Origin of the sequence: Bradyrhizobium sp. SZCCHNPS1003 (assembly GCF_032381555.1) — a bacterium.
GTDB lineage: Bacteria > Pseudomonadota > Alphaproteobacteria > Rhizobiales > Xanthobacteraceae > Bradyrhizobium.
Map to the genome: position 1 here is coordinate 182,702 of NZ_JAUHIU010000007.1, position 13,027 is coordinate 195,728.

The 13,027-nt window shown below is 68.0% G+C and carries 14 protein-coding genes; 5 read left to right on the plus strand and 9 right to left on the minus strand.

Annotated elements, in window-relative coordinates; all coding sequences use genetic code 11:
• Positions 1-41 precede the first annotated feature (41 nt).
• Complete coding sequence (locus QX126_RS13485) at positions 42-1,379, minus strand: DUF3422 domain-containing protein (RefSeq protein ID WP_315781560.1); 1,338 nt, start codon at positions 1,377-1,379, stop codon at positions 42-44.
• A gap of 511 nt (positions 1,380-1,890) precedes the next feature.
• Between QX126_RS13485 and QX126_RS13490 the strand changes: the two genes are divergently transcribed.
• The 3 genes from QX126_RS13490 to QX126_RS13500 all read left to right on the plus strand — a co-directional run bounded on the left by QX126_RS13490 (position 1,891) and on the right by QX126_RS13500 (position 4,012).
• Complete coding sequence (locus tag QX126_RS13490) at positions 1,891-2,139, plus strand: type II toxin-antitoxin system Phd/YefM family antitoxin (RefSeq protein ID WP_315770518.1); 249 nt, start codon at positions 1,891-1,893, stop codon at positions 2,137-2,139.
• The gene (locus QX126_RS13495) at positions 2,139-2,567 is read left to right on the plus strand and encodes a type II toxin-antitoxin system VapC family toxin (RefSeq protein ID WP_315777254.1); all 429 of its coding nucleotides are present in this window, start codon (positions 2,139-2,141) and stop codon (positions 2,565-2,567) included. The genes QX126_RS13490 and QX126_RS13495 overlap by 1 nt, the downstream gene beginning before the upstream one ends.
• A gap of 143 nt (positions 2,568-2,710) precedes the next feature.
• Positions 2,711-4,012: a sorbosone dehydrogenase family protein gene (locus QX126_RS13500; protein ID WP_315781563.1), complete on the plus strand. Its 1,302-nt coding sequence runs from the start codon at positions 2,711-2,713 to the stop codon at positions 4,010-4,012.
• A gap of 60 nt (positions 4,013-4,072) precedes the next feature.
• Here the strand turns inward: QX126_RS13500 and QX126_RS13505 are convergent, their stop codons facing one another.
• A complete protein-coding gene (locus QX126_RS13505) occupies positions 4,073-4,321 on the minus strand; it encodes a hypothetical protein (protein ID WP_315740814.1) in 249 nt (82 codons plus the stop codon).
• Positions 4,322-4,507: 186 nt separating this feature from the next.
• Between QX126_RS13505 and QX126_RS13510 the strand changes: the two genes are divergently transcribed.
• On the plus strand, positions 4,508-4,681 hold the full coding sequence (locus QX126_RS13510; protein ID WP_315740815.1) for a hypothetical protein: 174 nt from the start codon (positions 4,508-4,510) through the stop codon (positions 4,679-4,681).
• Between the two features lie 124 nt (positions 4,682-4,805).
• Here QX126_RS13510 and QX126_RS13515 read toward each other — a convergent pair whose 3' ends face one another.
• The 6 genes from QX126_RS13515 to QX126_RS13540 are packed head-to-tail and all read right to left on the minus strand — an operon-like array spanning position 4,806 to position 10,363.
• On the minus strand, positions 4,806-5,621 hold the full coding sequence (locus QX126_RS13515; protein WP_315740816.1) for an NAD-dependent protein deacetylase: 816 nt from the start codon (positions 5,619-5,621) through the stop codon (positions 4,806-4,808).
• 58 nt (positions 5,622-5,679) lie between these two features.
• Positions 5,680-6,591 carry a polysaccharide deacetylase family protein gene (locus QX126_RS13520; RefSeq protein ID WP_315781566.1) on the minus strand — a complete coding sequence of 304 codons (912 nt, stop codon included), beginning with the start codon at positions 6,589-6,591 and terminating at the stop codon, positions 5,680-5,682.
• 4 nt (positions 6,592-6,595) lie between these two features.
• Positions 6,596-7,396 (minus strand): ABC transporter permease, encoded by an 801-nt coding sequence (locus QX126_RS13525; RefSeq protein ID WP_315781570.1) that lies wholly within the window; start codon positions 7,394-7,396, stop codon positions 6,596-6,598.
• A complete protein-coding gene (locus tag QX126_RS13530; protein ID WP_315781573.1) occupies positions 7,393-8,259 on the minus strand; it encodes an ABC transporter permease in 867 nt (288 codons plus the stop codon). The genes QX126_RS13525 and QX126_RS13530 overlap by 4 nt, the downstream gene beginning before the upstream one ends.
• A 2-nt stretch (positions 8,260-8,261) precedes the next feature.
• Complete coding sequence (locus QX126_RS13535; RefSeq protein ID WP_315781575.1) at positions 8,262-9,332, minus strand: ABC transporter ATP-binding protein; 1,071 nt, start codon at positions 9,330-9,332, stop codon at positions 8,262-8,264.
• On the minus strand, positions 9,329-10,363 hold the full coding sequence (locus QX126_RS13540) for an extracellular solute-binding protein (RefSeq protein ID WP_315781578.1): 1,035 nt from the start codon (positions 10,361-10,363) through the stop codon (positions 9,329-9,331). Before QX126_RS13540 ends, QX126_RS13535 begins: the two co-directional genes overlap by 4 nt.
• Before the next feature lie 208 nt (positions 10,364-10,571).
• Between QX126_RS13540 and QX126_RS13545 the strand changes: the two genes are divergently transcribed.
• Positions 10,572-11,312 (plus strand): GntR family transcriptional regulator, encoded by a 741-nt coding sequence (locus QX126_RS13545; protein ID WP_315781581.1) that lies wholly within the window; start codon positions 10,572-10,574, stop codon positions 11,310-11,312.
• Between the two features lie 19 nt (positions 11,313-11,331).
• Here QX126_RS13545 and QX126_RS13550 read toward each other — a convergent pair whose 3' ends face one another.
• Positions 11,332-12,951, minus strand: a complete 1,620-nt coding sequence (locus QX126_RS13550; protein ID WP_315781583.1) for a hypothetical protein — start codon at positions 12,949-12,951, stop codon at positions 11,332-11,334.
• Between the last annotated feature and the right edge of the window lie 76 nt (positions 12,952-13,027).

Consider the following 13,027-nt stretch of genomic DNA (forward strand, 5'->3'; position numbering starts at 1 on the left):
GCCGCTTAGCCGCCTCGCCGCGCGCTGGCAAGCGCCGCGCGTCACTCGTGCTCGGTCTTCTCCGCCTCGTGGTCCTCCTTCAGATGCCGCTTGCGGATCTGGTGGGTCGTGAACCAGATCAGCGCGATGGCGACCGGCACAAAGGCGGCGGTGGCGAGCGTCGGTTCGACCGGCAGGCCGCTGTCATGTGCGCCCTTGGCGAGATAGCCGAACAGGCTGACGACGTAATAGCCGATCGCGGCCACCGACAGGCCTTCGACCGTGCTCTGCAGGCGCAACTGCAGCTTGGTGCGCTCGTTCATCGAGCGCAGGAGGTCGCGGTTCTGCTGCTCCAGCTCGACATTGACGCGGGTGCGCAGCAGATCGGCGGCGCGCGCGAGCTTGAGCGACAGGTTCGACTGCCGGCCCTCCAGCGCGTTGCAGGTGCGCATCGCCGGCGCAGTGCGCCGCGCCAGGAATGACGACCAGCTCGAATAGGGCGCGACCGGCTCGCCCTCGATCACCGACAGGCGCGCCTGCACCAGGTCGTAATAGGCGCGGCTCGCGCCGAACCGGAACAGGCTGCCGGTGGCGCCGCGCTCCAGCAGCGCTTCGAGCTCGGTGAGCTCGCGGAGCAGGTGGTTGTTGAGCTTGAACGATTGCGCGCCCTGCATCTCCGCGAGCACCTCGACCAGACGGCGCTCGATGCGGTCGACATCCGGCGCCAGCGCCAGCGCGGCCGGCAGGCCGAGCAGCGCCAAGGTGCGGTAGGTCTCGAGCTCCAGCACGCGCTGCACCAGCGCCCCGAGCCGCTCCGGGGTCGGGCCGTCGGCGCAGACCAGGATTCGGGTGAAGCCGTCGTCGTCGAGGCGGAAGTCGGAGGCGACCGCGCCGGCGCTGCCCTTGATCGCAACGATGGCGAGGCTGCTCTTGTCGAAGATCTCCTCGGCGCGCGCCACCGGATCGGCCGCATTCTCGACCTCGAGCTTGACCGCGACCAGCAGTTCGCCGGCCTGCGGCAGCGCCGCGATCAGCGCCTGCAGCTCGGGCGCGATGGCGCCGAAGCGGCGCGGGCCTGAGTCCGCGGGCGGGCTCCAGATCCAGGTCAGCGTGGCGAATTCCGAATGCTGCTCGAAGCGCAGCCTGACCGGGCCGAGATCGACCTGGTGATGCTTCACGCCCGGCTCCGGCGGCAGCGCACCATGCTGCGCGCAGAACGCGGCGAGGCTGGCGCGGTCGGTCGCCGCGCTGTCGCCATCGACGCCTTTCCTGGCCATGAAGGCGAAGCGGATCACCAGCACCGGCTGCGTCAGCGGCGTGAACGGCCGCGCATGCACCTCGTTCAGCACGCTCTCGCGCAGCGCGTGCGGCGTGAAGGCGGACTTGTCGAGCGACGTCATCGGGAGAGTCCGCGCGTGAGAGCGACACCTGACGCAGACGATTGCGCTGCGCCTGAATTGATCACCCCCATCATGCCGTGCATCCCCCTGACTTCCGTTGTCGCCCGCAGCCGACGCGCCGGCAGCATGTGACACCACTGTAGTGCAATTCAATGACGGCGCCACGGCTGCGGCGATGTCGTGCGTGTTGGCGGCTTTCTCAGCGCGCCCCCTCCGCCGCAATCACCGATGCGATGTTGCACGATGAAGAGCGAGCATTCATTCGATCGATCATGACCAGCGCACGGCTGGGCTACCCCCACCCCCGACCCCTCCCCGCAAGGGGGAGGGGGCGCATCGGCTTCGCGGTGAGAGGTCGAATCCGACGGCGGATGTCCGGGTGCGACCGGCGGTGGGCAGCGTGAGCAACACGCCCGTCGCCAGTCGCCGTCACCATCGCGCTTGAATGTAGTAACGTCTCTACATATGCTCTGCCGTCAGAGGGATAACGACCACTGCCAGGAGGCCGGCCATGACCACGCTGACCAGCCGCGAGTTCAACCAGGACACTGGCCGCGCTAAGAAAGAAGCGGCCAACGGGCCGGTGTTCATCACCGACCGCGGGCGGCCGGCGCATGTGCTGCTGACCATCGAAGACTATCTCCGCCTGGCCGGCGGCGGCATGAGCCTCGCCGACGCGCTGGCGCAGCCGGGGACCGATTTCGATTTCGAGCCGCCGCGCATCGCCGGGCCGATCGGCCGGCCCGCCGACCTCGACTGATGTTCCTGCTCGACACCAACGTCGTCTCCGAGCTCAGGCGCCGCGACAAGGCGAACCGCAACGTCGTCGCCTGGGCCGCAGCGCGGCCCGCCGCGAGCGTTTTCCTCTCGGCGATCTCGATCCTCGAGATCGAGTTGGGCGCGCAGCGCGTTGCGCGCAGAGACCCGACCCAGGGAGCTGCGCTGCGGGCCTGGATAGACCAGCATATCCTGACGCATTTCGACGGCCGTATTCTCGCCATCGACACCGCGGTGGCGCAGCACTGCGCGCGCCTGCATGTGCCCGACCCGCGGCCCGAGCGCGACGCGCTGATCGCCGCGACGGCGCTGGTCCACGGGCTGACCGTCGTCACCCGCAACACTGCCGATTTCGTCGCCACCGGCGTCGCGCTCCTCAACCCGTGGAGCGATGCAGACGGCGCGCCCTGAGCCACGCGGGGAGCGCCGCGCATGCAGGGCACGCAGGCCAACCGCGCCCGCTCCGCAGAATCGTCACATCCGCCGCGTCGGCGAGATGTATTATGGATCTCGACCATCACACCCTACCTCTGTCTCATCCCACAGGACGTTTCATGACCCTCTCCTCCATCGTCGCGCGCGGTGTCGCGCTGGTTGGCAATGCGGCGCTGCAGTGGCGCAAGCTGCAGGGCGAGACGCCGCAGCCGGCGTGGGGGGCGCAGCCGCAGATCCCGGTGGCGAAGCCGCAGGGTCTGCTGCCGACCCTGAAGATGCCGACGGCGCGGGGCTGGCGCGATGGCGAGAAGCCGGTGGCAGCGCCGGGGCTGAAGGTGAATGCGTTTGCCACCGGGCTCGACCATCCGCGCTGGATCTACGTGATGCCGGACAGATCGGTGCTGATCGCGGAGGCGACGCAGATTCCGAGCCCGGTGCGCAACATGTTCGGCTATGCGATGCAGGCGACGATGCGCCGCGCCGCAGCGCTCGGCGTCAGCGCCAACCGCATCACCCGGCTGGTCGATGCCGATGGCGACGGCACCGCCGAACGCCGCAGTGCCTTCATGGAGAATCTCAGCCAGCCGTTCGGCATGGCGCTGGTCGGCAGCACCTTCTATGTCGGCAACACCGACGGCATCACAGCCTTCCCCTATTCTGCGGGCGCCGAGCGCATCACCGCGTCGGGCAAGCGGCTGACGACGTTCAAGCCGGGCGGGCACTGGACGCGCAGCCTTTTGGTCAGCCCTGACGGCACCAAGCTCTATGCCGGCGTCGGCTCGCTCACCAACATTGCCGAGCTCGGCTTCGAGGTCGAGGAGGGCCGCGCCTGCATCTATGAGCTGGACATCGCCAGCGGTGCGAGCCGCATCTTCGCAGCCGGCCTGCGCAACGCGGTGGGGCTGGCGTTCGAGCCACAGACGCGGGTGCTGTGGACCGTCGTCAACGAGCGCGACGGGCTCGGCGACGAGACGCCGCCGGACTATCTCACCTCGGTGCGCGAGGGCGGCTTCTATGGCTGGCCCTATTGCTACTGGGGCAGGACGGTCGACGACCGCGTTCCGCAGGATCCGGCCCTGGTCGCGACCGCGCTGACGCCGGACTACGCGCTCGGCGGCCACACCGCCTCGCTCGGCCTGTGCTGGCTTCCGGCGGGCACCTTGCCCGGCTTCCCCGAGGGCATGGTGATCGGCCAGCACGGCTCGTGGAATCGCAGCAAGCTGTCCGGCTACAAGGTCGTGTTCATTCCGTTCGAGAACGGCAAGCCGTCGGGTCCGGCGCGCGACATTCTCTCCGGCTTCCTGGCGCCGGACGAGAGCTTCTCTTATGGCCGCCCGGTCGGCGTCGTCATCGGCCCGGACAGATCGTTGCTGGTGGCCGACGACGTCGGCAACTGCATCTGGCGCGTGACGGGGGCGTGAGCCTCGCAAGCGAAGGCCGAGGCCGCGATCGGCCTCGGCCTTGCGCATGTGCCGCCATGCTCAGTCGTGGCCGTAGTACTGGCGATTGCAGTAGCGGCGGCCCGCTTCGTGCTTGGCCGCGCGCTGGGCCGGGGTGGCGTTTGCCGGGATCAGGAAGTTGCCGCTCGCAAACAGTTGCAGGCAGTTGATGTAGTTCTTGTTGCCCAGCCATTCCCAGCCGGCAGACGCCGGCGATGTCGATGCGGATGCGAGCAGGCCCGCGCCCGCGACGATGGCGGCGGCGGCGAAAAGACGAATGCTGGACGTCATGACCTTGTCCCTCGTTGCTTGAGGCTGCCCCTGCAGCCCATGCGAGGATCATGACGGTCAGGGCGCGCTGCTTCCGTGACGGTCCGCACAGAGAGAGATGATACCGCATGGACGGGGCCGCGGCGCTCAGCCGCGGAACAAGCATCACGCCCGCGACGTTGTCCGGCACAGCGACAGGAGAGTTCCATGGCCGACAATGTCAATCCCGATCGGAAGCAACCGGGCGAGCATCGCGAAGGCAAGTTCCACTACAATCCAGGCAACCAGGCCGGCAAGACGGTCGAGGTCGGCAAGCCGGAGAACGAGCAGGTCAACAACAAGGACCGCATCGAGAACCGCGAGAAGCCGCAGTCGCGGTGAGGCGGACAACATTTTAGGTTCTCGTCATGCCCGGGCTTGACCCGGGCATTCATTTCTACCGCGCCAAAACAGCTGGATGGCCGGGGCGAGCCCGGCCATGACGGCGGAGAGAGGACTGTCCGCCCTATCCTTCGAGCAGGAACGCCAGCGCCTCGTCGCAAGGCGCTTCCACCTTTAGCGACAACAGATCATCCGCGCGGGTGCGGCCGAGATTGACGGCCGCGATCGGGATGGCGCGGTCGGCGGCGGCGCGGACGAAGCGGAAACCCGAATAGACCATCAGCGAGGTGCCGACCACGAGCATCGCGTCGGCCTGATCGACATGTTCGCGCGCCGTGGCGACGACCTCGCGCGGCACGGTCTCGCCGAAGAATACGACGTCGGGCTTGAGGATGCCGCCGCAGGCGCGACAGGCCGGAACGGAGAACCCGGCGAAATCGACCCCGTCGAGATCGGCATCGCCATCGGGCGCGGCGGCGGCATCATGCGCCAGCCAGCGCGGATTGGCGCCCGCCAGCTCGTCCTGAAACGCGGCCCGCGACAGCGTGGCGCCGCAGCCCATGCAGCGGACGCGGTCGAGCCGGCCGTGCAGATCGATGACATTGCTGGTGCCTGCGGCCTGGTGCAGCCGGTCGACATTCTGCGTCACCAGCAGCGCGCAGCGGCCCTGCGCCTCGAGCCGCGCCAGCGCGTGGTGTGCGCCGTTCGGCTGGGCGCGGCCGAAGCGCCGCCAGCCGACCATGCTGCGCGCCCAGTAGCGACGGCGCGTCTCGTCGCTGCCCATGAAGGCCTGATAGGTCACCGGCGGGGTGCGCTTCCACTGCCCGTCATTGTCGCGATAATCGGGGATGCCCGAATTGGTGCTGCAGCCGGCGCCGGTGAGCACGACGATCCGGTGGTGGCTGTCGATGAAGGATTTTAGCGCGAGAGGATCGATCATGGCGCAGATGTAGGCGGCCAGGCCGGGCCGCGCCAGTCCGTCACCAGGCCAAGGTCCGTCAGGTCGTGCCGGGTGGCGGCACGGTCGCCAGCCAGTGCCGGGCGATGTCGGCGCGCGGCGCGATCCAGGCCACGCCGCTGCCGGTGACGTGGGACAGGATGCGGTCGAGCGCGCCGATCCGGCCGGGGCGGCCGATCATGCGCAGATGCAGACCGATCGACAGCATCTTCGGCGCCGTCGCGCCCTCACGCGCGAGCCAGTCGAAGGCGTCGATGACGTAGTCGGCGAAGTCGGCGCCGCGGAAGCGCGAGCCGTTGAAGAACTGCATGTCGTTGCTGTCGAAGGCGTAGGGCAGCACCAGATGCGGCCGGCCGGCGACGGCGACATAGTACGGCAGGTCGTCATTGTAGGCGTCGCTGTCATAGAGGAAGCCGCCCTGCTCGACCAGCAGCCGGCGCGTGTTCGCTGACGCCGCCGAGCGCGTATGCCAGCCGAGCGGACGCTTTCCGGTGACGCGCTGGATCGTCTCCACCGTGCGCGCGATCACCCGGCGCTCCTCGGTCTCGCCCATGCCGGCGTGGCTCTGCCAGCGCCAGCCATGCGCCGACACCTCGTGGCCGCGCGCCACGGCATCCCGTGCCAGCTCCGGCGAGCGCTCGACGGCGCGGCCGCAGGCGCTGACGGTGACCTTGACGCCGTGGGCGTCGAACAGGTCCATGATACGCCACCACGCCGCGCGCGTGCCGTATTCGAAATGGCTGTCGATACAGGGGTCGGGGCCGTCCAGCCGATGCACGACCTCGTAGATCGCCTCGTTGCTCGGATCGCCGTCGCACACCGAGAATTCCGAGCCCTCCTCGAAATTCACCACCAGCGACACCGCGACGCGTGCGTCGTCGGGCCAGCGCGGATGCGGCGGCCTGCCGGCATAGCCCGTGAGATCGCGGCGGAAAGCAGGCTGTGGGGTCATCGTGTCAATCCGCGGTTCCAGCCATGCGGTGCAGGCCGACCAGGCGGTCGCTGATCAGCAGCAGCACCAGGGTGCCGGCGAGAATGAGGGTGGACAGCGCCGCGAGCGTCGGATCGGGCGCCTCCTCGATATATTGCAGCATGCGGATCGGCAGCGTTTTCGAGCGCACGTCGGTGAGAAAGATCGAGACGGGATAGTTGTCGAACGAGGCCAACAGGCTGAACAGGCCGGAGATCAGGAACGACGGCGCCAGCGCCGGCACCATCACGCGCAGCACGCTGCCGGAATAGGTGCAGCCGAGCGTGCGCGCGGCTTCGATGAGGGTGAAGTCGAAGCGCGAGAGGCCTGCGATCATCGTGCGGGCGACATAGGGCAAGGTCACCACGAGATGGGCTACCAGCAGCGCGCTCCAGGTCGCGGTGAAACCGATCATGCGGAAATACTGCAACAGCGCGATGCCGAGCACGAGACCCGGCATCATCAAAGGCGATACGAGCAGCGTCCCGATCGCGGTTGCACCCGGCAGTCTGCCCCGGGCGATCGCGATCGCGGCAAGCGTGCCGGCGACCAGCGAGAGCACGGTCGACAGCACGGCGATCTGCAGCGACAGAAATAACGACGGCCAGAAACCGTCGAGCCGCCCGATGCGGCCATACCAGCGCAGCGAGGCGCCCGACAGCGGCAGGTCGAACACGGGCGTCGGCGAGATTGACGCGGCCGCGATCACCACAAGCGGCAGCACCAGGAACAGCGCGAGGCCAATCGCGAGCAGCCAGCAGATGATGATGGCGACGCGCGTCATCATGTCGGCTCGCGCGACGGCAGCGTGCTGAGCGCGACGACGATGACCGCAATCGCCAACAGCACGACGCCGGCGGCGGCGCCGAAGCCGGGTTCGCGCGCCAGCAGATAGGCCTTGGCGATGGTGGTGGCGAGCGTCGGATATTTCTCGCCGATCAGAAGCGTCGGCACCACATAGGCCGACACCGCCAGCGAGAACACCAGCGCCACGCCGGCGATGATGCCGGGCAGGGTCAGCGGCAGGATGACGCGGAAGAACACCACGAGCGGCGAGGCACCGAGCGTCGCCGCGGCTTCCGCGTAGCGGCCGTCGAGCTGCGCCACCACCGCGTAGATCGGCAGCACCATGAACGGCAGGAAGATGTTGACGGCACCTGTTATCAGCGCGGTCTGGGTGAAGATCATGCGGATCGGATCCTCGATGATCCCGAGCGTGATCAGCACTGTGTTGATGAGGCCGTCGCTGCGCAACAGGATGGTCCAGGCGAACGCCTTGACGATGACAGAGGCTGCGAGCGGCAGGAACAGGGTCGCCAGCAGGACCGAGCGCAACGCGCCGCGGGCGCGGGCGAGCGCGAACGCTGCGGGATAGGAGATGAGGAAGGCGATCAGCGTCGTCAGCAGGCCGAGCCGCAGCGAATTCCAGATGATTCCGAGATAATAGGGCGTACCGAGCAGCCGCGTGTAGTTCGCCGACGTGATGCCGCCTTTGCCATCGAGCACGCTGACGCCGAGCAGCAGCGCCAAGGGCAGCACGAACACCAGCGCGATGATCAGCGCCGATGGCGCGACGAAGCCGAACGCGGCGAGCCGCTCGCGATCCGGCGCGGGCTTGACAATCGGTGCTGGCAACACGGCGTCGGTCATGGTCAAGCCTCGGCGGCGAAGGCGAAGGTCTCCGACACCGGCCAGGCGAAGCGGACTTCGTCATGGACGCATGGCACCTCGGCCTCGCGTCCCGATAGCTCGGCGAGCAGATTGGCGCCGGCACCGGCATCGACGTCGACCAGCGTCCGCGAGCCCTGGAACACGACCGAGCGCACCCGTCCGGCCGCGGAGTTGGCACCGTCTCCGGCGCCGAGACGCAATTGCTCCGGCCGCGTCGCGACGATCACCGAGGCGCCGGGCTGAAACGCGCCGCGCGCCGACAGACGGCCGACCGGCGTCACGACGTCCACCGTGCCGTCATGCGTGCCGACCACCTGGCCCGCGATGCGCGTCGACAGTCCGACGAAGTTGAGCGCGAACAAGCTCGCAGGCCGGGCATAGAGCTCGCGCGGCGCGGCGAGCTGCTCGATGCGGCCCCTGTTCATGACCGCGACGCGGTCCGACATGGTCAGCGCCTCGTCCTGGTCGTGGGTGACGAAGATCGCGGTCGCCTTGACCTCCTGCAGCAGACGGCGCAGCTCGACCTGCATCTCCTCGCGCAGCTTGCGATCGAGCGCCGACAGCGCCTCGTCGAACAGCAGCACGTCCGGCTCGACCGCGATCGCGCGCGCCAGCGCCACGCGCTGCTGCTGGCCGCCCGACAGCGCCGAGATGCGGCGGCCGCCGAGATGGCCAAGCTTGACCAGCGAAAGCGCGCGCTCCACCGCGCGATCGATCTCGGCCTTCGGCGTGCCGCGCACCTTCAGGCCGAAAGCAACGTTGCCGGCGACGGTGAGATGCGGAAACAGCGCGTAGCTCTGGAACACGACGCCGACATTGCGTCGATGCGGCGGCACATGGGTGACGTCGCGCCCGGCGAGCGAAACCGTGCCGGTGTCCGGTGGCGCCAGGCCGGCGATGGCACGCAGCAAGGTGGTCTTGCCGCAGCCGGACGGGCCGAGCAGGGTGACCAGCTCGCCGCGCCGGATGGTGAGATCGACGCGATCGAGCACGGTCGCCGCACCGAAGCGCTTGGAGACTCCGCTGATGACGAGATGCGGCGCGGCGGTCATGTCATCTCCTTGCTCCAGCGATCGACCCAGCCGGCGCGGTTCTTGGCGATGAAGGCCCAGTCGGGCGCGAACAGCGAGGCCGGATCCGGATAGCCGGCCGGCAGCGGCGTCGCCTTGCTGGTCGGTGCGATGAAGGCCGTCTTGGCCAGGATGGTCTGCGCCTCCGGGCTGAGATAGAAGTCGATCACGGCGTCGGCGAGATCGCCGGCCGGCGCGCCGCTCACCTTGGCGATGCCCGACGGCATCGAGAAGCCGCCATCCCTGGGAATCGCGAGATCGACCGGCGAGCCGTCGGCTTTCCGGATCAGCGTGTAGGCCGAGAATTGCCCGCCGATCATCCAGGCCTCGCCCTGCTCCAGCAGATTGATGGCCTGCGGCGCATTGGTATAGATGTTCAGAAGATTGGCCTTCAGGCTCTTGATCTTCTTGAATCCGGCGTCGATCTCGTATTGCGCTTCCTTGTAGGGCTTGCCGGTCTCGAGATGCGCGGCAGCGAGCAGCGTCCAGAAGCCTTCGGTGTTGGACAGCGACGGCACGACGATCTTGGAGTCGTACTTCGCATCCCACAGCTCGGCCCAGCTGCTAGGTGCCGTCTTCATGCGCCTGGTGGAATAGGCGATGCCCACCCACGGCTTCTGGTAGTTGGCCCACATCCCGTCCTGGTGCACGGCGTCGTCGACGAGCTTGCCGAGATTGGGAATCGCCGACGACGACATCCTGGTGATCAGCCCTTCGGCCGCGGCCGGCAGCATCACCGGATCGTCCATGATCACGACCGAGATCTTCGGGCTGGCCTTGTCGGCCTGCATCTTCTGCAGATTGGTCAGCGAGTTCGTCCCCTCGTAGAGCACCTTGCAGTCGAGCTTCTTCTCCAGCACCGGAAACAGATCGGCGTTGAAATATTTGGCGGCACCGGCGGGGCCGCCGATCACGATCTCTTTGGGGGCGGCGCGCACCAGCGCGGGCGCGGCAAGGGTGGCGGCGAAGGCCGCACCGGTTTTCAGGAGGCTGCGGCGGGAGAAGGGGTGCATGAGAGGATCCCGTGTGAGCTGTCGCGTGACGTGTCACGAGGATCAGCAAGCGCCGTGCCAAATGTGCACATTTTTGGATTCATCAACGAGATCATTGCTCTGAGCTCTTCCTCGATCCGCTTCTCGACCGACCTCCTCCCCGGCCGCGAGCATAATGTGCACATTTTTTGGAGGTGACCTGCCGCGGCTTTGGGCCTAGCTACGGAGCATGGCGATGCGAGCGCAGCGAATCGGGAAGGCCAATCCCGCCGAGGACGAGGCGGTGTATCAGGCCATTCTGCGCGCGCTGCTGGAAGGCAAGCTCAAGGCCGGCACCAAGCTCGCCGAGACGCCGCTGGCCGCGGTCTTCGGCGTGTCGCGCGAGCGCATCCGCAAGGTGCTGCACCGGCTCGGCGCCGAGCGGCGGCTGGAGATGATTCCGAACCGCGGCGCGCGGGTGCCGCGGCCGACGCTTGATGATATCAGACGGGTCTATGAGGCGCATCGCGTGCTCGAGGCCGGCGTGCTCAGCCAGTTGGTGCTGCGGATCGACGATGGTTTGCTCGCCCGGCTCGACGCGCATCTGGCGGAGGAGCGCGCGGCGGCGCGGCGCGGCGATCGCGCGACCTCGGTGCGGCTGTCCGGCGCCTTCCACGTCCACCTCGTCGATTCCATCGGCAATCCGGAATTGTCGCGCATGCTCGGCGACCTGCTCAGCCGCTCCTCGGTGATGGTGTCGGTGTACGAGCCGGCGGCGCAGTCGATCTGCGCGGTCGACGAGCATGGCGCCATCGTCGCGGCGCTGCGCGACCGCGACCTGATGCGGGCGATCGCGCTGTCGCGCGAGCACTTCCTGCATGTCGAGGGCCGGCTGCGTCTCGACGAGTCCCCGGCGCCCGACGGCGCGGATCTCGCGGCGATCTTTGCGCCGGTCAAGCCACGCCGCAGGGTGCGATCAGGATCGTCTTGACGCTCCTGAGCGTCGGCCGTCACGTCCTCGGCGGAGTGTTCGGCGGCGCGCACCAGGGCAGCGCCATCCGTGGCATGTAGTAGCCGCTCCACGCGCAGACCTCCTCAGGCCCCTTGCGCTTGAGGGCCATCTTGACCGGCTCGGCCTGGCTGATGCCGACATGGAGCGCGAGCAGCGCCGTGCCGATCGGATAGGCGAAGCGGGAGAAGCGCAGGTCCGACAGACGATCGAGCAGGACCATGCCGGCGATGATGATCAGGGGATCGGTGAAGACGAAGTACTCGACCTTCAGCCCGCGGCGGACGCCGAGCGTATCGATGCCGATAGCAGCGAGCATCAGGAGAATGGCCTGGATAGCCGCCTGCCGCTCACCGCGGCGCCAGGCCGTGACGATGCCGGGGATGATCAGCCAGGTCAGGAACACCGTGGGCCGCGCCGATGTTTGCAGCACGAAGGTGTAGCGCCTGATGACCCCGAACAGCCCGGACAACAACAGCCCGATTGCACCGCTCAGGCTACCGGCGGCATCTGGCGCGTCGACAAAGGTGATCATCTTCTCCAGCGGATTGAGCACCACGACGACATCATTGACGTCGTAGCTCAGATCCAGCGCGAGCAGGCCGATCGCGGCGCCGGCGACCATCGCCAGTAGCGCCGCAACAGTTTCGGCCGCGCTCACGCGCCACAGCCACGCGAAGACGACCATGCAGGCCGCGATCAGGCCGAGCAGCGCGAGCTGATAGACGCCGAAGCGGCCCAACAGCATGGGTTTGAGGCCGGCAGCCGTTGCGTTGACAGGATCGAAGCCGGCGACGATCAGGGGCCAGGCAGCGCTCATGGCGAGCAGCGCAGCGATCCCGGCGACCAGCACGGCCGCCCAGGCGCGCGGCGATTGCCAGAACGCAACGCTTCGGCTCGTCGCCGTGCCGAACGGCAGCACCAGCACGGGGATCGCGGCGATCAACAGGATCGCATGGACCTTGTTCTCCAGACCGAGCGTGCAGAGCGTGGCGGCGAGCCCGATCGCAAGCGGACGCGCGAGGCTGGCGCGGCGCGCCGCCACGATCAGGATCATCAGCGCGAGAATGCAGAACGACGCCGCCATCATCTCGCTGCGCAGGATGCGCAGATGCATCTGCACGCCGCCGGAAAATACGAAGGCCGTGACGGCGAGCATGGCGATGCGCCAATCGGACACCAGCCGGCGCGCCAGCCAGGCAAAGGCCAGGATGAGGCCCGCCGCCGTCAGCAGCGCGGCGACGCGTCCGGCATGGACGGCGCCGGTCATCGCGACATCGAAGGCAGCGTGATCGGCGGGGATCGCCGACAATGTCCAGGCGTCGAGCAGGCCGAGCCGATGCAGCAACGCGAACCAGGTCTCGACCGACAGGATGGTGAGATAGGCCGGGTGATCGAAGAAGGCCTGCGCGCCGCCATCGTTGATGGCGAGCGCGTTGTAGATCACCATGAAGTCCATGTCGGCATTGCGCCAATAGACGGTGAAATAGCCGACGGCCAGGAACGACACGAGCGACAGCAGCAGCGCGACCGCGACGCCGCCGTGCCAGCCGAAGCGCGTCAGGCGATCGAAGGCGTCACGAGGCGGATTCGATGTTTTCGTAATCGTTTTCTTCGTCATGCGCGGGCTTGTCCCGCGCATCCACGTCGTCCTTCCTCGGCGAACGAAGGCGTGGAAGGCTGGGTCAAGCCCGGCC

Coding starts and splice junctions, on each gene's coding strand:
- QX126_RS13485 (WP_315781560.1), bottom strand. CDS start 1,379: ATGACGTCGCTCGACAAGTCCGCCTTCACGCCGCACGCGCTGCGCGAG.
- QX126_RS13490 (WP_315770518.1), top strand. CDS start 1,891: ATGACCACGCTGACCAGCCGCGAGTTCAACCAGGACACTGGCCGCGCT.
- QX126_RS13495 (WP_315777254.1), top strand. CDS start 2,139: ATGTTCCTGCTCGACACCAACGTCGTCTCCGAGCTCAGGCGCCGCGAC.
- QX126_RS13500 (WP_315781563.1), top strand. CDS start 2,711: ATGACCCTCTCCTCCATCGTCGCGCGCGGTGTCGCGCTGGTTGGCAAT.
- QX126_RS13505 (WP_315740814.1), bottom strand. CDS start 4,321: ATGACGTCCAGCATTCGTCTTTTCGCCGCCGCCGCCATCGTCGCGGGC.
- QX126_RS13510 (WP_315740815.1), top strand. CDS start 4,508: ATGGCCGACAATGTCAATCCCGATCGGAAGCAACCGGGCGAGCATCGC.
- QX126_RS13515 (WP_315740816.1), bottom strand. CDS start 5,621: ATGATCGATCCTCTCGCGCTAAAATCCTTCATCGACAGCCACCACCGG.
- QX126_RS13520 (WP_315781566.1), bottom strand. CDS start 6,591: ATGACCCCACAGCCTGCTTTCCGCCGCGATCTCACGGGCTATGCCGGC.
- QX126_RS13525 (WP_315781570.1), bottom strand. CDS start 7,396: ATGATGACGCGCGTCGCCATCATCATCTGCTGGCTGCTCGCGATTGGC.
- QX126_RS13530 (WP_315781573.1), bottom strand. CDS start 8,259: ATGACCGACGCCGTGTTGCCAGCACCGATTGTCAAGCCCGCGCCGGAT.
- QX126_RS13535 (WP_315781575.1), bottom strand. CDS start 9,332: ATGACCGCCGCGCCGCATCTCGTCATCAGCGGAGTCTCCAAGCGCTTC.
- QX126_RS13540 (WP_315781578.1), bottom strand. CDS start 10,363: ATGCACCCCTTCTCCCGCCGCAGCCTCCTGAAAACCGGTGCGGCCTTC.
- QX126_RS13545 (WP_315781581.1), top strand. CDS start 10,572: ATGGCGATGCGAGCGCAGCGAATCGGGAAGGCCAATCCCGCCGAGGAC.
- QX126_RS13550 (WP_315781583.1), bottom strand. CDS start 12,951: ATGACGAAGAAAACGATTACGAAAACATCGAATCCGCCTCGTGACGCC.